The following is an 18,822-nucleotide window of genomic DNA, read 5'->3' as shown; positions in this document are numbered from 1 at the left end:
GGCTTAGCCCCGCGCGGGGATGCCGCGCGCCAACTGGCGGACGGAGGCGGTCAGCGCCGAGATGTCGCCGCGCAAATCGGCAAGGCTTTCTTGGCGACCAGCTGAGATTTCTTCAAGGATACGCAGCAGTTGCACGTCGATCGAGCGCAGCCGCATCCGGCTTTCGGCGTCGGAATGGGCACCACCTTCGGCCCCGGTGAGGGCGGCAATCAGGCGGTCTTGGCCTTCGGCGATGCGGTTGAGCGCTGCGGTTTGACCACTTTCGGCAGCGATCAGCCCGGTCAGTTGGGCGACAGCCCCAGTCAAATCACCAAGCCCTTGTCTGAGATCGCCAAGCCCCTGCTCCAACCCCGCGAGGCCTTGTTCCACGCCGGAACGGTTGGCCTCGACTTGCGCGAACAGGCTTTGCATCACCTCGATCTGTTCAGCCAGATGATCCAGCACGGCAGACGTGACGCCGGACTCACCGCCCTCTGCATCGCCACTGGAGAAGCCGACGCGGGTGATTGAGGACAGCCATTCTTCCAACTCGCGGGCGAAACGGTTTTGGCCATGGTTAGCGAACAGTTCCAGCAGACCGACAACCAGCGATCCTGCGAGGCCCAAAAGCGAGGAGGAAAACGCGGTGCCCATGCCGCCAAGTTGGCTTTCAAGCCCCTTCATCAGCTTGCCGAACACGTCCATACCGGATTCGCCCGCTTGCGGCGCGAGGGAGCGGATGGTTTCGACGATGGCGGGGACAGTGGTGGCAAGGCCGTAAAAGGTGCCGAGAAGTCCGAGGAAAACCAACAGATTGATCAGGTAGCGCGTGATATCGCGGGCTTCCTCAATCCGGGTTTCCACCGATTCCAAGATTGAGCGCGAGGCGGACGACGAAATTTGCATCCGCGCGCCACGGGTGCGTAGCAGATGCGCCAAGGGGGCGAGAAGCCGCGGTGCGGCGGCGTCTTCATAGCCCGGTTCGTGGCGCACGAAGCGTTCGATCCACGATACCGATTGCACGAGGGTAAAGACTTGCCAGAAACAGGTCAGCACGCCCAACAGGAACACCAGGATGATGAAGCCGTTCAGCAGCGGGTTGGTGTCGACGATGCCCAGCACGGTGCCGTGGATCAGCCATGCCCCCGCGCAAACCAGCGCCACGGCCAGAAGCATGGTGACAATCTGGCGAATAGGTTGGCTGAAGAAGGTCGACTGCTCGGCCTTGGAGATGTCCATTTCGTCGGTTCCGCCCGGCTGTTCTGCTGGAGTTAAGCATAGCAGGCGGCGGGCATCTGCCAAGTAAAACCCTTAGAGATTGCGAACTTGTGTGGAAAGCCACGCCAAATCGGGGTCGGCGATGCCAAGCTCGGCGAGATGATCGGCGGTGGCGAAAAGGTAATCGCGGTTCGGGCCGCGCCCGCCCGTGGCATGGGCGATGATCTGGGCTTGTTGTGCCAAGGGCAGGTCACCGCAATATTGGTCGTGATCGGGGTCGATCACATAAGCTAGGGCGTTGATATTGCGACCATCTGAGAGGGTGAGCGGCAAGGTGGTTTCCAAGTAAGCCGAGGAAATCAGCTCGCGCTCGCGTAGGGTTTGCAGGGTTTCGGCCTCGGCCCCCGGTGTGACGCGGAAAGCGACGCCGTCGCAGATTGCCCCCGGTGCGTGATCCAGCGCGAGGACAAGGCCGGGGGCCTCGACGCTACCGCGATGGTGGATCGAGCGCATGCAAAAGCTGCGATGCCAGTCGGTGGCGCGGGCAATTTGGCGTTCGACGACAGGGAAATCCGGGTTCCAGATCAGCGAGCCATAGCCGAAGACCCAAAGCGGTTCTGGTATTTCTGGGCTGTCTGGCATTGGCTATCCCTCTGTTCGGCTTAGGTGTAAGCATTGGGCAAAGCAAAGAAAAGGGGGCGAGGATGCGCGCGCTTATTTGGATCGTGCTGGCGGCAGCGGCGGTGTGGACCGGCTATTGGTGGCTGGGGGCGTCGCAGCTTGAAAGCGGGGTCAAGGCGTGGATCGCGCAGCAGCCGCCGGGAGTGGTGAGTGCCTCTGGCGTGGAGGTGCATGGCATTCCGAACCGTTTTGATCTGACGGTTTCCGATCTGGTGCTGGCTGATCCGGCGCAGGGCGTGCAGGTTTCCAGCCCGTTCGTGCAGGTTTATGCGATGACGTGGAAGCCGTGGCATGTGATTGCGGCTTTGCCCTCGGGTCAGGTGATTACGCTGCCAGATCAGAAGGTTACGGTTGGATCGCAGCTGCTGCGGGCGAGTGTGCAGGTGCATCCCTCGACCATGCTTGCGCTGAATGAATTGGTGGGTGAGGCTGCCGGAGTAAAGCTGACCTCGGATGCGGGCTGGACGCTGGGGATCAATAGCGCCACGGTCTCGATGGCCGAGGATGTAACCCGCGCGAACGCATATCGGTTGGGGTTGCGGGTGGCCGAGATTGCGCCGGATGCGGCGGTGTTGCAGGCTTTGGCGGCGACGGATTTGCCGGATTTGATGGATGAGGTGTTTCTGGATGGCCATGCGGTTTTGACCGCTCCGCTGGATCGTGCGGCGGCGACATCGAAGCCGCAGCTGGCGGCGCTGGAGATCGCCGATACGCGGGTGACTTGGGGGGCGCTGAAGTTTTCCGCCAAGGGCATGCTGACGGCGGGGCCGGATGGGCTGGCGGAGGGCGAGATTGCACTGCGGGTCGAGGGCTGGAAACGGCTGCCACCGATATTGGTCGCTTTGGGGTTGGTGAAGCCGGATGTCGCGCCGACGGTAGAGCGGATGTTGGGGATTGTCGCAGCGCAGGGCGGCGATCTGGAGGTGTTGCAGATCAAGCTGATTTGCAAGGATGGCGGCATGGTACTGGGGCCGCTGCCGTTGGGCCCTGCGCCCCGGATGCGGAATATGGGCGGGGCTTGAAATTTGGAAATGCGTATCTGCCGTCCTGCGCTGCCCCGGACCTGATCCGGGGCCTCTGATCCAATTTCGCAACCAGAGGCCCCGGATCAAGTCCGGGGCGGCGTGTCTCATATGGTGGCCTTAGCGGCAGTAGGCAGAGCCACGCCGCTCAGCGGTGTCAAAGTGCAGATGGTCTTCGTGGTAACCGTCTGAACCGGGGCCAAGCGTCGTGCCAAAGATGCCGCAGGCGGCTTTCTGGGCGCGGCGGATTTGCTTGTTGTAGTCGCGCGCCACGGTCCATTCTTTGCCGTCAGAGAAGATAAATCCAGCGATATCAACGGCTTTACCGCGCCCATGTTCGGAGATTTTCGCGCCCCGGACGTTGTTGCGGCTACGGCACATGTAGCTTCCGAAGATGTGAAGTTGCACGACCTCGCGGTTGCCGAAGGCGGGGGCCATGCCTTCGCGCATCCAGCGTTTCAGCGCGATTGCGGTGTCGCAGTCAATGGTGGCGGGCTGGCTGAACGGGATGCCGTCGATGGCGGTGACGCGGACGGGCTCCGTTATGCCGCAGCCTTTTGTACGCGAGGTGACGGGGGGGAGGTCTTGGCCACGGATGGCGGGGTCGCCGCAGACCGAGCCTTTGCGGGATTCCTTTTTGGATGTTCGGCTGGGGGCTGCTTCCGGTTCGGGCTGGGCCATCGCCACTTGTTCGACTTGAACTTGCAATCCTTTAGGGCGGGGCTGGGGTCGTGGCAGCGGCGCAACCGCTGTGATCTCTGGGAGGGCCTGTTGCGGCGCTGGTTCTGATGCGATTGGCGGCACGGCGGCAAGGATGGTTGGGCGATGCCGGGGGCGAAGGATGGGTGCCGCCACGGGCGTTTCGGGTTGTGCAATGATCGGGCGCGGTAAGGGATGCGGTGAGGTTATCGGGGCCTCGGCCAGCGCCATCCCGGCCAGCGCCATACAGAGCAGCGTCAAGGGGCCAATGGCCCGCATGTTAGGCCTCGCCTGCGGGCTTTGCGGCGGCAGGGGCGCGACCGAAATCGGGGGCAGAGGTGTCTTGCCCAGCCTCGATAATGCCGCGACGGATGGCGCGGGTGCGGGTGAAGTAATCGTGCAGATGATCGCCGTCGCCCATGCGGATGGCGCGTTGCAGCACGAACAATTCCTCGGCAAAGCGTCCCAAGATGTCGAGCACGGCGTCTTTGTTGGTGAGGAACACGTCGCGCCACATGGTGGGATCAGAGGCGGCGATGCGGGTGAAATCGCGAAAACCCGAGGCGGAGTATTCGATGACTTCCGAATTGGACACTTGTGCGAGATGATCCGCGACACCGACCATCGTATAGGCGATCAGGTGCGGGGTGTGGCTGACGACGGCCAAGACCTGATCATGGTGGGCTGCGTCCATCAGATTGACCTTGGCCCCCATGCCGACCAGCAGCGATTGCAGGCGCGCGAGGGCTGCAGGATCGACCTCGGGCGCGGGGGTCAGCAGCCACCAGCGGTTTTGAAAAAGCGTAGCAAAGCCCGAGCGCGGGCCGGAATATTCGGTGCCGGCCATCGGGTGGCCGGGAATAAACTGAACGCCTTCAGGGATATAGGGGGTGACGGCGGCGATCACCGCCTGCTTGACCGAGCCTACATCGGTGACGGTGCAACCCGGCATAAGATGCGGGCCGATTTCTTCGGCAATCGCGGCCATAGCACCGACCGGGACGGCGAGAACCACCAGATCAGCACCCTGAACGGCCTCGGTAGCGGTGGCATAGACGTGATCACAAAGCCCTAGTTCCAAGGCGGTGGCGCGGGTCTCAGCGGATTTGGCGTGGCCGACAATTTGCCCCGCCAAGCCATTGGCGCGCATCGCATGGGCCATCGACGAGGCGATCAGGCCCAGCCCGATCAGCGCGACACGGGCATAGATTTGCGTCATTTCACACCCTTGAACTGCGCAATCGCGTGGACGACGCGGCGGCACGAGGCCTCATCCCCCACGGTGATGCGCAGGCAGTGCGGCAGTTTGTAGCTGGCGACGCGGCGCACGATCAGGCCTTGCTTTTGCAAGAACAGATCGCAGGCTTCGGCTTCTTCCGGGCTAGCAAAGCGGGCGAGGATGAAATTGGCAAGCGAGGTGTCGGACGGGATGCCAAGCTCGGCCAAAGCCTGCGCAAGCCAGTGGCGCATCCGGGCGTTGTCGCTGCGGCAGCGGTTAACGAAATCCTGATCGCGCACGGCGGCTTCGGCGGTGTCAAGCTGGGTATTCGACAGGTTGAACGGGCCACGAATACGGTTCAGCACGTCGATGATTTGCTGCGGGCCATAACCCCAGCCGATGCGCAGGCCGCCCAGACCGTAGATTTTCGAGAAAGTGCGGGTCATCACGACGTTGGTGCGGGATTCGATCAGCGCGAGGCCAGCGTCGAAGCCTTCAACGAATTCCGCGTAAGCGCCGTCGAGCACCAGAATGGCTTGCGCGGGTAGGCCAGCGGCAAGGCGTTCGATCTCGGCGGCGGAAATCATCGTGCCGGTGGGGTTGTTCGGATTGGCGATAAAAACCAGTTTTGTCCGACGGTTACAGGCGCGTAGGATGGCATCGACATCGGTGGTGCGATCCCGCTCGGCGACTTCAACCGGGGTTGCTCCTGCGGCAAGGGCCGAGATGCGATACATCAGGAAGCCGTGTTCGGTGAACACCACTTCGTCTTTCGGGCCGGCATAGGCTTGGCACAGGAAGGTGATGATTTCATCGGAACCAACGCCGCAGATCACGCGGTTAGCATCAAGGCCATGCACTTCGGCGATGGCTTGGCGCAAGGACGCGTGGTCGGTGTTCGGGTAGCGGTGCAGGTTGTGGACCGAGCGCGCGAAGGCGTCTTTGGCTTTGTCAGATGGGCCGAACGGGTTTTCGTTCGACGACAGTTTCAGCACATTGGTCGCGCCTGCAATGGCGGCTTTACCACCTTCATACAAAGCGATGTCCATGATGCCGGGCTGCGGGCGGATTGCGTCGTTCATCGTATTCCCCAAGTGTTGCGCGGGTTTTAGCGACGGGAGCGGTGCAATACCAGCAACATTTGGCCTATACAGCTGCGCAAGGGGCTAGCCCTTGCGCAAATGTCTCAAACCGCGAGGAAGTTGGTGAACTGCCACGGGTCGTCTTCGTCGCGGTCCTCGGCGAAGTGGTTGATGCGGTTTTGCAGCGGGGTCCAGTCGGTGTAGTGACATTCAATCCGGCCAAGGTAGGGGCGCTGCACATCAAGGCAACGGGCGTGGTCCATCTCATCGGCTTCCACGAAGCCTTCGTTGGGGTTTTCGGCTGTCCAGACCATTGCGGCAAGGACGGCGGACGTTACCTGCATGCCGGTGGCGTTCTGGTAAGATGCCAGAGCGCGGGCTTCTTCGATGGTCAAGCGCGAGCCATACCACATCGCGCCCTTGGCATGGCCGTAGAGGAACACGCCCAGATCATCGCCGCCGCCGGTGATCTCATCGGCGGTCAGGATGTGCTTGGATTCGGGGAGTTTTCCGGCTCCGTTGGTTTCGTGCAGGCTAAGGATCGCATCGGGGCATGGGTGGTAAGCGTAGTGGCAGGTCGGGCGATACAGCGCCTTCGGGCCGTCCCAGACTGTGTAGTAATCCGGGATCGACAGGGATTCGTTGTGGGTGACGACAAGGCCGAATTGCGGGCCAATGTCGGGGCACCACGAGCGCACGCGAGTGTCAGCGCCGGGGCGGTCGATCCAGATCGCATAGCCGGGGCCGGATTCGAATTTGTGGCCGTTGGGCGGTAGCTTTTTCTCATGCGTGCCCCAGCCGAGTTCGGCGGGCTGGTAGCCTTCCGACAGCAGGCCATCGACCGACCACGAGTTGACGAAGGTGCCTTGGGGTTTAGGGCGGGCCGAGACTTGGGTATCCCGCTCCGCAATATGCACACCATTGACACCTAGGGTCATCGCCAGCAGTGCCCAGTCTTTTTGGGTTTTTGGGTCGGCTTTTACGCCGGTATCTTTGGCGAGGCGCAGCAGGGCCTCTTTCAATAGCCAAGACACCATGCCCGGATTGGCACCGCAGCAGGAGACGGCGGTGGGGCCACCGGGATAGGTTTTGCCCAAAGCGCGGACCTTTTCGCGCAAGGGATAGTTGGTGCGGTCGGCATTGGGCAGCGGCGAGTTGAAGTAGAAACCGGGCCACGGCTCGACTACGGTGTCGATGTATTGCACGCCAAGCTCTTGGGCTAGCTTCATCAGTTCGATGCTGTCCACATCCACCGACAGGTTGACGATGAAACCTTTGCCATTCGGGAACAGGTTGCGCAGGGTTTCGGCGAAGTTGGCCTCGGTCAGCGCCAGTTGCAGGTGTTTGATGCCATGTTCGGCCAGCATCGGTGCAAATTCTGCCGAGGGCTCGATCACGGTGAACTGGGCGCGGTCGAAATCAATATGGCGCAGGATCAGCGGCAGGGTGCCACGGCCAATCGAGCCGAAGCCGATCATCACCAAGGGGCCGTCGATGCGGGCGTGGATTTGGTAGGTCATTATGCTCTCAATGCTTGTCGGTCTTGGCGGCAAGCCAATCCATCAGGGCCAGCAGGACGCCCGAGATGACGAAGGTCAAATGGATGATCACCATCCAGCGCAAGGTTTCCGTGGTCACCGGGTAGGCGGAATCTGTCTTTCCCAACCCCATGAAAACCTTCAGCAAATGAATACCCGAGATCGCCACGATCGACGCGATCAGCTTCATTTTCAGGCCCGAGAAATCAACCTTGCCCATCCAGTCGGGGCGGTCATTGCTGGTGATATCCAGTTTCGAGACAAAGTTCTCATAACCGGAAAACAGCACGATCAGCAGCAGGTTGGCGGCAAGGCTGAGATCAATCAGCGTCAGGATCGAAAGGATGCCCTGATCGGCGGTCATGGTTAAAACTTGCGGCGCGTAATAAGCCAATTCCTTGACGAAGATCACCACCAGCATCGCCAGACTGATCACCAGCCCCAGATACATCGGCGCCATCAGCCAGCGGCTGGCGAACAGGCCCTGTTCGAACTTTGATTCAAGCGTGGGTTTGTCTGACATCATGGGCTCCGTGGAAAATAAAAAGGCCCGCCATAAAGGCGGGCCGATCGTAACGGTTTCGCCTCTGCCGAGTGGGGCAGAGCTTAGTTTTTCGCGTAATATTCGACGACCAGGTTCGGTTCCATCACGACGGGATATGGGATGTCGCCCAGACCCGGCGTGCGAATGAACTTCACGGTCAGCTTATGGGTGTCGATTTCCAGATAATCCGGGGTGTCACGCTCGGTCAGAGCCAAAGCTTCGGCGATGATCGCAAGTTGGCGCGACTTTTCACGAACGGCGATAATGTCGCCCTCTTTGACGCGATAGGACGCGATGTTGACGCGGCCGCCGTTAACGGTGACGTGGCCGTGGTTCACGAACTGACGCGCGGCGAACACGGTTGGCACCAGTTTAGCCCGGTACACGACGGCATCGAGACGACGCTCCAACAGACCAACCAGCATCTCGCCGGTATCGCCTTTGACGCGTTCTGCTTCGGTGTAGATCTTGCGGAATTGCTTTTCGGTCAGATCGCCGTAGTAACCCTTCAGTTTTTGCTTAGCGCGCAACTGAGTACCGAAATCCGACAGTTTGTTCTTGCGGCGCTGGCCGTGCTGGCCGGGGCCGTATTCGCGCTTGTTCACCGGGGATTTTGGGCGGCCCCAGATGTTTTCGCCCATGCGGCGGTCAATTTTGTACTTGGCAGAGGTGCGTTTTGTCATCTCTGATCTCCTTCTTTAGACGTGAAGGGCGTTGTCCTTTAACCCGAAGGTTCGACAGGGTTCTTCTTGCGAAGTCCACCAACACCAATGAAAAAGCCCCGGACGCATCTCCGGGACTTGGGGGGCTTATACAGTCGGTCTAAGCAGAGTCAACCGCTGCGGACGACTTTATGCCGCCAGTTCGTGCCGCAGGATGGCGGCTTCCGAGCCCGAGATATTGCGGCGGGCGTAATCGCCGTAGGCATGTGGGTTTTCCGCGATCTCAGGCAGGATGTTCAGCAGGCCCTCGAGTTGTACTGGATCGACCGTGTCCAAGGCGGTGTTGGAGGGGTGGAAGCTTTCGGTTTCCAGCCCATTGGCCCAGACAATGTTGTGCCGCTCCAACAGGATATGCACATAAGTCACCTCGCGCAGCATGTGATCGACGGCGATGGTGGCGTCGTTGACCAGATCTTCGGCAGCGACCAGCACTTCCGAGGTGTTGAACAGGGCCTGCGCGGCGGCCCCCTTCACCAGCATCCGGTGCTGCGGCGAGACCAGCAGGTCTTCGTCCGGGCGATACAGCCCCATCGAATTTGCCTTGAACCGAATGGGGCGCAGATGCGGCATGGCGTAAAGCCGCGCGCCGGACATGCGGCGGTGACCGCTCCAGAGCACCTCTTGCGGGCCATTGTCGCGGGTGAGGATCATATCGCCGCTGCGCAGATGGCGGATTTGCTGCACGCCGGCCGGCGTGGCAACCCGTGTATCCGGTGTGAAGCAGATCACCCCACCCGCCACACGCGCCCCTGCCCCGGAATGGGTGCGGTCAATCGCGGTGCGCACCACCCACAAATCCTGATCGCAGGGCGGCAGATCGCCGACCAGCATCAACAGTTGCGCCCCGGTGTCGGGCACCGGAATGATGGTTACCGTGAAGGACTGATGCCCGTCGGTGACGATAAAGCCCTGATCGGGAAGATCAGGATAGGGATCTGCTTGGTATTCCGGCTTAACCTCGCCACCCACCGCTACTCCCACCAGCCGGCGCACCATGCGCGCCGCCCGTTTGCGTAAATCCGCCGCCCCTTCAGCCTGTTCCAAAAGCAGCAACCCCTGAGGACCGTCCACGCGGACGGCTGCACCCGTCCAGCGCCATGCGGCACCGACGCTCAGTAAGTCTAAAGATGCGGCCTTGAGGCCGTCTACTTCTGTTTGTGACCAGGAGATGACGAACGTGCCCAAAGAGCCCGTTTTCATGCCTGTTTGCCTGCCTGTTTGCCTGCCTGTTTGCCTGCTCGTTTTTTTGTTTCTTATCTGGAAACGTTAACAGAGGCTTAGCCGAATTCCTATGGTAAAAAGGCAACAGAGCAAGTGAATGTTGCATTGTACAGCTTAGGGTTGAATGCGGATGTTTAGACCCACTCGGCCTGATCAGAACTTCAGATTCAGGTTCAATCCGCCGACAAGCTGACCTTCTGGCTGCTGATCGAATTCTTTGCTCAGATAGGTGACACCATAAAACAGCGAGGCCTTTTCGCCCTGCCAATGCACCCCGGCGCGCAGGCGAGAGCGATCTTCGGTCAGGGTTGCCACACCGTCTGCGGGCAGCAGGGCCGAGTCGAACACCCGCGCGATATCACCACCCAGAATGAAGCTAACGCCTTGATCGCGCGTGCCTTCCACGGCGCGGTAGCGCTGGCCTGTGACGCCTTCGCGCACCATCAGATCATCGCGGCCCAGCGTGCCGATCACCAGATCGCCGCCAACGCGCACAAAGCTTTCCACCCCGGCTTGGGCCTGCACGAAGGGACGCAGCTCGGCCCGGTCACCCAAGGCAAACTTGCGGCCAAACTCGCCAATAACGGTGGGGTAAATGCCATTGCCGATCTGATCATCAATCACCGTCGGCGCATCCATACCGACGATCCGATGCACCCATTTCTGGAAATTACTGATCCCGGTCTGTGGCCCGACGAACACCAGATCAGTGCCGACGCTGATATCATTGCCGCGCCAATCGAATTGGGTGTGCAGCCCGAACGACAGCGTGGCGGCGTAACGGCGGTCTGTGGGCGGCGGCGACACCAGATCTTCGGGCGCTACGATCTGCGCAGAGGCGCGGAATTCGAGGATCTCGCCGGGTGTGGTGGGCAAAGCGCCGTCCCACGCATGTCCCCGGATGCGGCTGACCTGATAGCCGCCGGTACGCCAACGGTCTTTTTGATCGCCCAAAGCGTCATTGCTGAACATGCGACCCCAGCCGAGCGTCACCCGATCTTCGGCCAACGCGGGCAATGCCGCGCAAAGTGTGGCTGCAATCACAAGGGTTTTGACAAAGTTCAACATTCTGGTCCTCAGTTTCGCGACTATGCGGCCTATCCTGCCACAAACCACGCCTTTTATGCTATAAATCAACCGCCACCTCAGTAGCGCATCTGCTGTTGTTGCATTTGCACTATGGCAAGAAGATGGAAAACACTTTCTTAGTACAAAAGAAATTTCGCCGCGAAAGGATGTGCGATGGCCACAGGATTCTACCATGACGAGCGGTGTCTGTGGCATACGGGCGGCGAGCAGGCGCTGTTCATGCCCGCAGTTGGCTATGTGCAGCCTCCATCTGCAACCGGATTTGCCGAGAACCCTGAGACGAAGCGGCGGTTCAAGAACCTGCTGGAAGTGGCGGGGATCTGGTCGCAACTGGTGGTGCGCTCGGCTGAGCCTTCTAGCCGCGAGGATTTGTTGCGGGTGCATACGGTGGCTTATCTTGATCGCTTGCAGGCGATGTCGGATACGGGTGGTGGCAATATCCCACCGCATTTCGCGCCATTTGGGCAGGGCAGCTATGAGATCGCTGGCCTGTCGTCTGGGCTGGTCAGCCGCGCGGTGGAGGATGTGGTAACGGGGGTGTCCTCAAGGGCCTACGCACTGTCGCGCCCGCCGGGGCACCATTGTTTGCCGGATGCTTCGATGGGGTTTTGCCTTTTAGCGAACATCCCGGTTGCACTGGAAGCGGTGCGCGCCAAGCACGGGCCGTTGCGGGTGGCGGTGGTGGATTGGGATGTGCATCATGGCAATGGCACTCAGACGATTTTCTATGACCGTGCCGATACGCTGACGATATCCTTACATCAGGAAAACTGCTTTCCGCCGGGTTATGGCGGGGCGGAAGATCGCGGTGCGGGTGCTGGGCATGGCGCAAACCTCAACATTCCACTGCTGGCGGGCTGCGGGCATCAGGCCTATCTTGATGCCTTCGCGCTGTTGGTGACGCCAGCGCTGCGCGCGTTCAAACCCGATCTGATCGTGGTGGCCTCGGGCTATGATGCGTCTTGCGTCGATCCCTTGGCGCGGATGATGGCGACGTCTGAGACATTTCGCGCGATGGCGCATCAGGTCTGCGAATTGGCGGAGGAGCTGTGTGGCGGCAAGATTGTGGTGGCGCATGAGGGTGGCTATTCAGATATTTATGTGCCGTTTTGCGGGCTGGCGGTGGTTGAAGAATTGCTGGGCACGCGCAGCCCGGTGATCGACCCGCTGCTGAAGATGTCTGATCTGCAACAGCCGCCCGCCGATCTGATCGCGTTTCAGCGGGCGAGGCTGGAGGCGCAGGCGGCGCGGGTGTTCGGCTGATCGGCTGATCACGAAGGTTTTCCGCCCAAGGCAAAGCACACCCTTCCCTGCGCTTGCGCCAGACTGTATCATACCGCGTGAACGGGTCGGAAACGGTCAACGGCAGAGGAAAAGCCACCAAAAGGTGGGAAAGCGCGAGCAATAATACGCGCAGGGGAGCAGGGCATGACAAGTTTGGCAATGCGACGTTTGATGATCGCGGTGGCGATGGCTGCGATTTTGGCCGGGTGCCAAGAGGGCAAGGGCCCGCTGGCTGCCAAGGCTCCACCGGATGCGGCGGCGCAGGGCGCGGTTCCAGCCGCGTCAAAATCGGTCAAGCTGGTGGACCGTGATGTGGAAGACCCGTCGATTTTCCATACCACCGATCAGGCCTTGTGGGATGGCCGCCCCTCGCTGGGCGGTGTCTGGGTGGCCTCGCCCGATGCGAAAGACCCCGAGCGGGTGATCCTGCGCAATACCGCGAATGGCAAATTCGTGATCGGCGCGCTGTTCCGGCGGGAATTGGACAATCCGGGGCCGAAACTGCAAATCTCGTCGGATGCGGCGGCGGCTTTGGGCTTGCTGGCGGGCGAGCCGGGCAAGGTTTCGGTGACGGCTTTGCGGCGTGAGGAAGCGGCGAAGACCGCGCCCGATGCCACGAAACCGATTTTGGATGCCGCAGAAACCGTGGCCACCGAAACGCTGGACCCGATCCCCGGTGCGGCGGCGGCGATTGATCGCGCGGCACCGAAGGACGGCAAGCCGACGGCGCCGCCGCTGGCAACCATGCCTACCAGCGGCAAACCTGCGGCAGCGGCCCCTGCCCCGGCGGCACCGAAAGCTCCGGTTGCCAGTGGTAAAGGCGGGTTGATCCAGGTTGGCATTTTCTCGGTTGAGGCCAATGCCAAGCGTGCGCGCGATCAGTTGAAGGCCGCAGGGATCGCGGCTGATATCCGCGCAGAAACAGCGCAAGGCAAAAGCTTCTGGTCGGTGACGGCGCGCGGCGACAAGGCCCTGATGGGTAAAATCAAGCAGGCGGGATTCAAGGACGCCTATTTCCTGAAAGGCTAAGCCAATGATCTTCCGTTTATTTTCCGCAGCTGCTTTGTTTTTGACCGCCAGCCTGCCGGGTCAGGCGTTTGAAACCAGTGCTACGGCGGCATGGGTTTATGATGTGACCACCCATACCGTGCTGATGGATAAAAACGGCGAACAGGCGTTGCCGCCAGCCTCGATGTCCAAGCTGATGACGGTTGAGATGCTGTTTCAGGCGCTGAAAGATGGCCGGGTGCAGATGGACACCAGCTTTGGCGTCTCGGCCGAAGCGATGAAGTTCACCGATTTGAACGGCTCGACCATGTTCTTGCAGCGCAATGACCGCCCCACGGTCAGCGATCTGATCCAAGGTATGGTGGTGAACTCGGGCAATGACGCCTGCACCGTGGTCGCCGAAGGGCTAGAGGGCAGCGAGGCTGAATTTGCCAAGAAAATGAACGAGCGCGCAAAGGTTTTGGGTCTGGAAAACTCGACCTTCGCCAATTCATCGGGCTGGCCAGACCCGGGCCAACGGATGAGCATGAAGGATCTGGGCCTGCTGTCGGTGCATCTGATCACCACTTACCCTGATCTATACCCGGTGTTTTCGCAGACCGAATTCAACTACAAAAACCGCGCGCCCGCCAATGCCAACAATCGTAACCCCTTGCTGGCCTTGGGCATTGGCGCAGATGGCTTGAAAACCGGCCACACCCAAGAGGCCGGCTTTGGCATGGTGGGATCTGTCAAACAAGGCGAGCGGCGCATCGTGTTTGCGATCTCGGGCATGGCTTCGGCAGAAGAACGCTCGAAAGAAGCCGAAAATATCGCCAACTGGGCATTCCGGCAATTTGCACTGAAAACCGTGGTGAAAGCGGGCGGCGAAGTGGCGCAGGCCGAGGTGTTCATGGGTGACGCGGCCAGCGTAGCCTTGGTGCCAGCCGAAGATTTGCGCCTGCTGATCCCGGCGGGGGCTGCCGCGGCTGTGCAGGCCGAAGTCAGCTACACCAGCCCGATCAAGGCGCCGGTGCTGAAGGGCACCAAACTGGCCGAATTGCTGGTGCATCTGCCCGATATGCCGGATCGCCGGATTGATCTGGTGGCCGGGGCCGATGTTGGCGCGGGCGGGTTCATGACCCGGCTGAAGGCTGCCGCCCAGAAGTTGCAGGCTGATTATCTTGGCGATAACACGGGCGCTGACACGGTGGGCGAAAAGGCTCCGGCGACGTGAGCGTATTCCTTTCGTTTGAAGGCATTGACGGCTCTGGTAAGTCTACCCAAGCGCGGTTGTTGGCCGAGGCATTGCGCGCACGCGGGCTGGTGGTGTGTCTGACCCGCGAACCGGGTGGCAGTGCCGGGGCCGAGGAGATCAGGCGTCTGGTGCTGGAGGGCGACGCAGATCGCTGGTCGACCGAGACCGAGTTGCTGCTGTTCACCGCCGCGCGGAGGGATCATCTGGAAAAGACCATCCGCCCGGCTTTGGCGCGGGGTGAGGTGGTGATCTCGGATCGGTTTGCCGATAGTTCGCGAATTTATCAGGGCCTGACCCGTGGCGATCTGCGTGAAACGGTTGACCGTTTGCACGCGCTGATGATCGGGGTGGAGCCGGATTTGACCGTGCTGATCGACATTGATCCCGCAGAGGGACTGGCGCGGGCAGTGGCGCGGGCTGGCCGCGAAATGCGCTTTGAGGGTATGGGCTTGGGCGTGCAGGAAAAAGCCCGTGATGGCTTTCTGGCATTGGCTGTGGCACATCCGACGCGGTTCCGGGTGATTGCCGGTGCGCGGATGGCTGAGGTTGTGGCGGCGGATGTTTTGGCTGCCGTTTTGGCGCGGATATGAGCGAGGATCTGCCCGAGCCCGACCGGATCGAGGGCGCGCCGCATCCCCGCCACACTGCGCGGCTGATCGGGCAGGCGCAGGCGGAGGCGGCGTTTTTGCAGGCGTTCAATGGCACAAGGCTGCACCATGGTTGGCTGATCACCGGGCCGCGTGGCGTGGGCAAGGCGACTTTGGCATGGCGGATCGCGCGTTTTTTGCTGGCGACGCCCGAGGATGACGGTGGGATGTTTGCACCGCCGCCACCGGAGATGTTGGATATTCCCGAAAGCCATCCGGTGTCGCATCGCATGGCGGCGCTGACGGAATCGCGGATGTTTCTGCTGCGCCGCGCACCGAATGAAAAGCGCGACAAATTGCAGACCGTCATTTCGGTGGATGAAGTGCGCAAGATGAAGTCGTTCTTCGCGCTGTCGGCGGCGGATGGCGGGCGGCGGGTGGCGATCATTGATTCTATTGACGAAATGAACGTCTCGGCGGCCAACGCGTTGTTGAAACTGCTGGAGGAACCGCCCGCAAAGGTGACGATTTTGATGATCTCGCACCAGCCTGCCAAGCTGTTGCCGACCATCCGCTCACGTTGTCGCGAATTGCGGCTGGGGTCGTTGTCTGCGGAAAACCTGTCGGATGCGCTGACGCAGGCGGGGGGCGAGGTTGCCCCCGAGGATCGCGTGGCACTGGCGGAACTGGCGGGTGGCTCGGTGGGTGAGGCGTTTCGGATGACCAATCTGGACGGGTTGAAGCTGTATGAAACCCTGATCCGGCTGTTTGGCACCCTGCCCCGCTTGGACCGCCCCCGCGCGCAAAGTTTGGCCGAGGCGGGGGCTGGCAAGGGTGCCGAGGCGCAGTTTGAGTTGATCGTGACGCTGCTGGATTTGTTTCTTGCACGCCTGGCGCGGGCGGGTACGCTGCAGCAGCTGCCGCCCGAGGCTGCGCGCGGCGAAGGCGATCTGATCGCGCGGCTGTCGCCCTCGCCCGAGTATGCCCGCATTTGGGCCGATGTGGCGCAACATTTAGGCCTGCGCGCCCGGCGCGGCAAGGCGGTGAACCTTGACCCTGCCGCCCTTCTGATGGATATGGTTCTGCATATCAATGAGACGGCGGCAGAGCTCGCCTAGAGGTGCGGCATGGCTTTTGAGATTGTTGACAGCCATTGCCATCTCGATTTTCCGGACTTTCAGGGGGAATTGCCGCAGATCATCGCCCGTGCGCATGAGGCGGGGGTCAGCCGGATGGTGACGATCTGCACCAAGCTGCACAACTTGCCGAATGTGCGGGCGATTGTGGGGGCTTATCCCTCGGTGTTTTACGCGGTAGGCGTGCATCCGATGAGTGCTGCGGAGCATCCCCCTGTTTCAGTGAGCGATCTGGTGGCACTGGCGGCTGATCCGAAGTTTGTCGGCATCGGTGAGACGGGCTTGGATTATCACTACACGGCTGAGACGGCAGAAATTCAGCAGCGGTCGCTGCGCATCCATATTGAGGCGGCGCAGGAAACTGGATTGCCGCTGATCATCCACTCGCGTGCGGCGGACGCGGATATGGCGCGGATTTTGGCGGAGGGGATGGCGGTAAAGCCTTACTCTTGTGTCATGCACTGCTTTTCCTCGGGTGAGGCTTTGGGGCAAGCGGCGCTGGAGATGGGGTTTTATCTGTCGATGTCCGGCGTTGCGACCTTCCCCAAGTCACAGGACTTGCGCGATATTTTTGCTCGCGCGCCGCTGGACCGGATTTTGTTGGAGACCGACAGCCCGTATCTTGCGCCGCCGCCCTATCGCGGGCGCCGCAATGAGCCCGCCTATACCGCTTTCACGGCACGGGTCGGCGCGGGCGTGTTTGGCGTCACAGAGGCAGAGTTTGCCACCACCACCACAGCCAACTTTGACCGCCTGTTCGCGCGGGCTGCCAAAGCGCAGGCGGCATAATGGCGACGCTGCGGTTTACCATCCTCGGTTGCGGCTCGTCGGGCGGTGTGCCTCGGCTGGGCGGTGATTGGGGTGATTGCGATCCAAGTAACCGCAAGAACCGCCGCCGCCGTTGCTCGGTGTTGGTAGAGCGGCTGACGGGCGATGCAATCACCCGGGTGCTGATCGACACCTCGCCGGATATGCGCGAGCAACTTCTGGATGCCGGGATTGGCACGCTGGACGGGGTGGTGTTCACCCATTCGCATGCCGACCACACCCATGGCATTGACGATTTGCGCCAGATTGTCTTCAACATGCGGCAGCGGCTGGCGGTCTGGGCCGATCATCCGACGCAAGAGGCGCTGCTGGCGCGTTTTGCCTATGCGTTTGTGCAACCCGAAGACTCGCCCTATCCGCCAATCCTTGATCTACACACCATTGCGCATGGGGCGTTTGAGGTGCCGGGGCCTGCCGGGGCGATCCGGTTTGACCCGGTGGTGGTTGATCATGGCTCGATGGAGGCTTTGGGATTTCGGATTGGCGACTTGGCTTATATTCCCGATGTGGTGACGATCCCAGAGGCGGTTTGGCCGCAACTTCAGGGGCTTGAGTGCTGGATCATCGACGCGTTGCGCCGCAAGCCGCATCCGACCCATGCGCATCTGGCGCTGACATTGGAGTGGATCAACCGGGCGCGTCCCGAACGCGCGGTGATCACCAATATGCATCTGGATATGGATTACGACACGCTGGTGGCGGAACTGCCGCAGGGGGTCACACCCGCGTTTGACGGCATGGTCTTGACCTTTGAGAATGTCGCATGAGCGCGTTGCTTGACGTTATTCTGCCGGTGTTTTTGCTGATTGGCTTTGGTTATGCGGCGGCCCGGGCGAAGCTGTTCAGCGAAAGTGCTGTCGATGGTGTGATGCGCTATGCACAAAGTTTTGCGCTGCCGGTGCTGTTGTTCAAGAACGTCGCGACGCTGGATTTGGCCACGGCCTTCGCACCGGGTCTGCTGATCTCGTTCTATACCGGGGCGGCGGTTTGCTATGCGTTCGGATTTTGTGTGGCGCGGTTTGGGTTTGGCCGGCCTTTGACCGATGCGGTGGCGATCGGTTTTGCCTGCACGTTTTCCAACTCGCTGCTGCTGGGGGTGCCGATCACTGAGCGTGCTTATGGCACCGCAGGGCTGGCGGGGAACTTTGCGATCATTTCGATCCACGCGCCGTTGATTTACACATTTGGCATCGTGTTCATGGAATGGGCGCGCTCACGTGAAGCCGACACCCGTAATCACGCCGATTTGGCGTTGCAGGTGCTGCGCGGGGTGTTTACCCAGCCGCTGGTGGTGGGGCTGATGATCGGTTTCGCGGTGAACTTGAGTGGGGTGCCGCAGCCGGGATTCTTCATGGCGGCGGTGGACATGATGGCGAAGTCGGGCCTGCCAGCCGCGCTGTTTGGCTTGGGCGGCGTGCTGCTGCGCTATCATCCTGAGGGTGATAAGGGGCTGATCGCGACGGTGTGCTTTGCCTCATTGCTGCTGCATCCGGCGATTGCCTATAGTTTGGGGCGTTGGGGTTTTGGCCTGGATGTCAATGGCTTGCGGTCGGTGACGGTGACTGCGGCAATGGCACCGGGGGTGAATGCCTATATGTTTGCCAATATGTATGGTGTGGGCAAACGCATCAGTGCGACGGCGGTGCTGGTGGCGACCGGGTTGTCGATCTTCACCTCTTGGGGCTGGTTGCACATTTTGCCATAGGGTGCCGATTTCCGAAGACGGAA

Annotated in this window: 19 protein-coding genes; 9 read left to right on the top strand and 10 right to left on the bottom strand. The window is 61.0% G+C overall.

Annotated elements, in window-relative coordinates:
- Nucleotides 1-3: 3 nt before the first annotated feature.
- Both ACP7AP_RS04825 and ACP7AP_RS04820 read right to left on the bottom strand, forming a co-directional pair.
- A complete protein-coding gene (locus ACP7AP_RS04825) occupies nt 4-1,218 on the bottom strand; it encodes a biopolymer transporter ExbB (RefSeq protein WP_426032773.1) in 1,215 nt (404 codons plus the stop codon).
- 72 nt (nt 1,219-1,290) lie between these two features.
- The gene (locus ACP7AP_RS04820) at nt 1,291-1,821 is read right to left on the bottom strand and encodes a gamma-glutamylcyclotransferase (RefSeq protein ID WP_426032869.1); all 531 of its coding nucleotides are present in this window, start codon (nt 1,819-1,821) and stop codon (nt 1,291-1,293) included.
- Between the two features lie 80 nt (nt 1,822-1,901).
- On the opposite strand from ACP7AP_RS04820, the gene ACP7AP_RS04815 reads away from it, so the two are divergent.
- Entirely contained in the window at nt 1,902-2,900 is a 999-nt protein-coding gene (locus ACP7AP_RS04815) for a DUF2125 domain-containing protein (RefSeq protein WP_426032771.1), read from the top strand.
- Between the two features lie 120 nt (nt 2,901-3,020).
- Here the strand turns inward: ACP7AP_RS04815 and ACP7AP_RS04810 are convergent, their stop codons facing one another.
- The 8 genes from ACP7AP_RS04810 to ACP7AP_RS04775 all read right to left on the bottom strand — a co-directional run bounded on the left by ACP7AP_RS04810 (nt 3,021) and on the right by ACP7AP_RS04775 (nt 10,993).
- Complete coding sequence (locus tag ACP7AP_RS04810) at nt 3,021-3,878, bottom strand: extensin family protein (RefSeq protein WP_426032769.1); 858 nt, start codon at nt 3,876-3,878, stop codon at nt 3,021-3,023.
- A 1-nt stretch (nt 3,879) separates the two neighbouring features.
- Nucleotides 3,880-4,818 carry a prephenate/arogenate dehydrogenase family protein gene (locus ACP7AP_RS04805; protein WP_426032767.1) on the bottom strand — a complete coding sequence of 313 codons (939 nt, stop codon included), beginning with the start codon at nt 4,816-4,818 and terminating at the stop codon, nt 3,880-3,882.
- Nucleotides 4,815-5,900 (bottom strand): histidinol-phosphate transaminase, encoded by a 1,086-nt coding sequence (gene hisC, locus ACP7AP_RS04800; RefSeq protein WP_426032765.1) that lies wholly within the window; start codon nt 5,898-5,900, stop codon nt 4,815-4,817. Before hisC ends, ACP7AP_RS04805 begins: the two co-directional genes overlap by 4 nt.
- A gap of 104 nt (nt 5,901-6,004) precedes the next feature.
- On the bottom strand, nt 6,005-7,420 hold the full coding sequence (locus tag ACP7AP_RS04795; RefSeq protein WP_426032764.1) for a homospermidine synthase: 1,416 nt from the start codon (nt 7,418-7,420) through the stop codon (nt 6,005-6,007).
- A gap of 7 nt (nt 7,421-7,427) precedes the next feature.
- A complete protein-coding gene (locus ACP7AP_RS04790; protein ID WP_426032762.1) occupies nt 7,428-7,961 on the bottom strand; it encodes a TIGR00645 family protein in 534 nt (177 codons plus the stop codon).
- Between the two features lie 83 nt (nt 7,962-8,044).
- Nucleotides 8,045-8,665: a 30S ribosomal protein S4 gene (rpsD, locus tag ACP7AP_RS04785; RefSeq protein WP_426032760.1), complete on the bottom strand. Its 621-nt coding sequence runs from the start codon at nt 8,663-8,665 to the stop codon at nt 8,045-8,047.
- A gap of 168 nt (nt 8,666-8,833) precedes the next feature.
- Complete coding sequence (locus ACP7AP_RS04780) at nt 8,834-9,700, bottom strand: Hint domain-containing protein (RefSeq protein ID WP_426032758.1); 867 nt, start codon at nt 9,698-9,700, stop codon at nt 8,834-8,836.
- A 378-nt stretch (nt 9,701-10,078) separates the two neighbouring features.
- Nucleotides 10,079-10,993 (bottom strand): lipid A-modifier LpxR family protein, encoded by a 915-nt coding sequence (locus ACP7AP_RS04775; RefSeq protein ID WP_426032756.1) that lies wholly within the window; start codon nt 10,991-10,993, stop codon nt 10,079-10,081.
- Between the two features lie 174 nt (nt 10,994-11,167).
- Here ACP7AP_RS04775 and ACP7AP_RS04770 point away from each other — a divergent pair, with 174 nt between their 5' ends.
- From ACP7AP_RS04770 to ACP7AP_RS04735, 8 genes are all read left to right on the top strand, one after another.
- Nucleotides 11,168-12,277 carry a class II histone deacetylase gene (locus ACP7AP_RS04770; protein ID WP_426032754.1) on the top strand — a complete coding sequence of 370 codons (1,110 nt, stop codon included), beginning with the start codon at nt 11,168-11,170 and terminating at the stop codon, nt 12,275-12,277.
- Between the two features lie 165 nt (nt 12,278-12,442).
- Nucleotides 12,443-13,327: an SPOR domain-containing protein gene (locus ACP7AP_RS04765; protein WP_426032752.1), complete on the top strand. Its 885-nt coding sequence runs from the start codon at nt 12,443-12,445 to the stop codon at nt 13,325-13,327.
- 4 nt (nt 13,328-13,331) lie between these two features.
- Nucleotides 13,332-14,522 (top strand): D-alanyl-D-alanine carboxypeptidase family protein, encoded by a 1,191-nt coding sequence (locus ACP7AP_RS04760; protein WP_426032750.1) that lies wholly within the window; start codon nt 13,332-13,334, stop codon nt 14,520-14,522.
- Nucleotides 14,519-15,133: a dTMP kinase gene (tmk, locus tag ACP7AP_RS04755; RefSeq protein WP_426032748.1), complete on the top strand. Its 615-nt coding sequence runs from the start codon at nt 14,519-14,521 to the stop codon at nt 15,131-15,133. Before ACP7AP_RS04760 ends, tmk begins: the two co-directional genes overlap by 4 nt.
- Entirely contained in the window at nt 15,130-16,248 is a 1,119-nt protein-coding gene (locus tag ACP7AP_RS04750; protein ID WP_426032747.1) for a DNA polymerase III subunit delta', read from the top strand. Before tmk ends, ACP7AP_RS04750 begins: the two co-directional genes overlap by 4 nt.
- A 9-nt stretch (nt 16,249-16,257) precedes the next feature.
- Entirely contained in the window at nt 16,258-17,055 is a 798-nt protein-coding gene (locus tag ACP7AP_RS04745) for a TatD family hydrolase (protein WP_426032745.1), read from the top strand.
- A complete protein-coding gene (locus tag ACP7AP_RS04740) occupies nt 17,055-17,861 on the top strand; it encodes an MBL fold metallo-hydrolase (RefSeq protein WP_426032743.1) in 807 nt (268 codons plus the stop codon). The genes ACP7AP_RS04745 and ACP7AP_RS04740 overlap by 1 nt, the downstream gene beginning before the upstream one ends.
- Nucleotides 17,858-18,799: an AEC family transporter gene (locus tag ACP7AP_RS04735; protein WP_426032741.1), complete on the top strand. Its 942-nt coding sequence runs from the start codon at nt 17,858-17,860 to the stop codon at nt 18,797-18,799. Before ACP7AP_RS04740 ends, ACP7AP_RS04735 begins: the two co-directional genes overlap by 4 nt.
- The last annotated feature ends 23 nt before the right edge of the window (nt 18,800-18,822 follow it).

The sequence above is a fragment of the Cypionkella sp. TWP1-2-1b2 genome (assembly GCF_049896245.1).
In the GTDB taxonomy this organism is placed as follows: Bacteria; Pseudomonadota; Alphaproteobacteria; order Rhodobacterales; family Rhodobacteraceae; genus Cypionkella.
This window is presented reverse-complemented; position numbering and strand designations above follow the sequence as displayed.

What these genes read in the sequence shown, in the direction of transcription:
- ACP7AP_RS04790 (WP_426032762.1), bottom strand. Translation starts at nt 7,961, where the DNA reads ATGTCAGACAAACCCACGCTTGAATCAAAGTTCGAACAGGGCCTGTTC.
- hisC (WP_426032765.1), bottom strand. Translation starts at nt 5,900, where the DNA reads ATGAACGACGCAATCCGCCCGCAGCCCGGCATCATGGACATCGCTTTG.
- ACP7AP_RS04765 (WP_426032752.1), top strand. Translation starts at nt 12,443, where the DNA reads ATGACAAGTTTGGCAATGCGACGTTTGATGATCGCGGTGGCGATGGCT.
- ACP7AP_RS04805 (WP_426032767.1), bottom strand. Translation starts at nt 4,818, where the DNA reads ATGACGCAAATCTATGCCCGTGTCGCGCTGATCGGGCTGGGCCTGATC.
- ACP7AP_RS04760 (WP_426032750.1), top strand. Translation starts at nt 13,332, where the DNA reads ATGATCTTCCGTTTATTTTCCGCAGCTGCTTTGTTTTTGACCGCCAGC.
- ACP7AP_RS04740 (WP_426032743.1), top strand. Translation starts at nt 17,055, where the DNA reads ATGGCGACGCTGCGGTTTACCATCCTCGGTTGCGGCTCGTCGGGCGGT.
- rpsD (WP_426032760.1), bottom strand. Translation starts at nt 8,665, where the DNA reads ATGACAAAACGCACCTCTGCCAAGTACAAAATTGACCGCCGCATGGGC.
- ACP7AP_RS04795 (WP_426032764.1), bottom strand. Translation starts at nt 7,420, where the DNA reads ATGACCTACCAAATCCACGCCCGCATCGACGGCCCCTTGGTGATGATC.
- ACP7AP_RS04735 (WP_426032741.1), top strand. Translation starts at nt 17,858, where the DNA reads ATGAGCGCGTTGCTTGACGTTATTCTGCCGGTGTTTTTGCTGATTGGC.
- ACP7AP_RS04770 (WP_426032754.1), top strand. Translation starts at nt 11,168, where the DNA reads ATGGCCACAGGATTCTACCATGACGAGCGGTGTCTGTGGCATACGGGC.
- ACP7AP_RS04775 (WP_426032756.1), bottom strand. Translation starts at nt 10,993, where the DNA reads ATGTTGAACTTTGTCAAAACCCTTGTGATTGCAGCCACACTTTGCGCG.
- ACP7AP_RS04825 (WP_426032773.1), bottom strand. Translation starts at nt 1,218, where the DNA reads ATGGACATCTCCAAGGCCGAGCAGTCGACCTTCTTCAGCCAACCTATT.
- ACP7AP_RS04780 (WP_426032758.1), bottom strand. Translation starts at nt 9,700, where the DNA reads ATGGTGCGCCGGCTGGTGGGAGTAGCGGTGGGTGGCGAGGTTAAGCCG.
- ACP7AP_RS04745 (WP_426032745.1), top strand. Translation starts at nt 16,258, where the DNA reads ATGGCTTTTGAGATTGTTGACAGCCATTGCCATCTCGATTTTCCGGAC.
- ACP7AP_RS04810 (WP_426032769.1), bottom strand. Translation starts at nt 3,878, where the DNA reads ATGCGGGCCATTGGCCCCTTGACGCTGCTCTGTATGGCGCTGGCCGGG.
- ACP7AP_RS04750 (WP_426032747.1), top strand. Translation starts at nt 15,130, where the DNA reads ATGAGCGAGGATCTGCCCGAGCCCGACCGGATCGAGGGCGCGCCGCAT.
- ACP7AP_RS04815 (WP_426032771.1), top strand. Translation starts at nt 1,902, where the DNA reads ATGCGCGCGCTTATTTGGATCGTGCTGGCGGCAGCGGCGGTGTGGACC.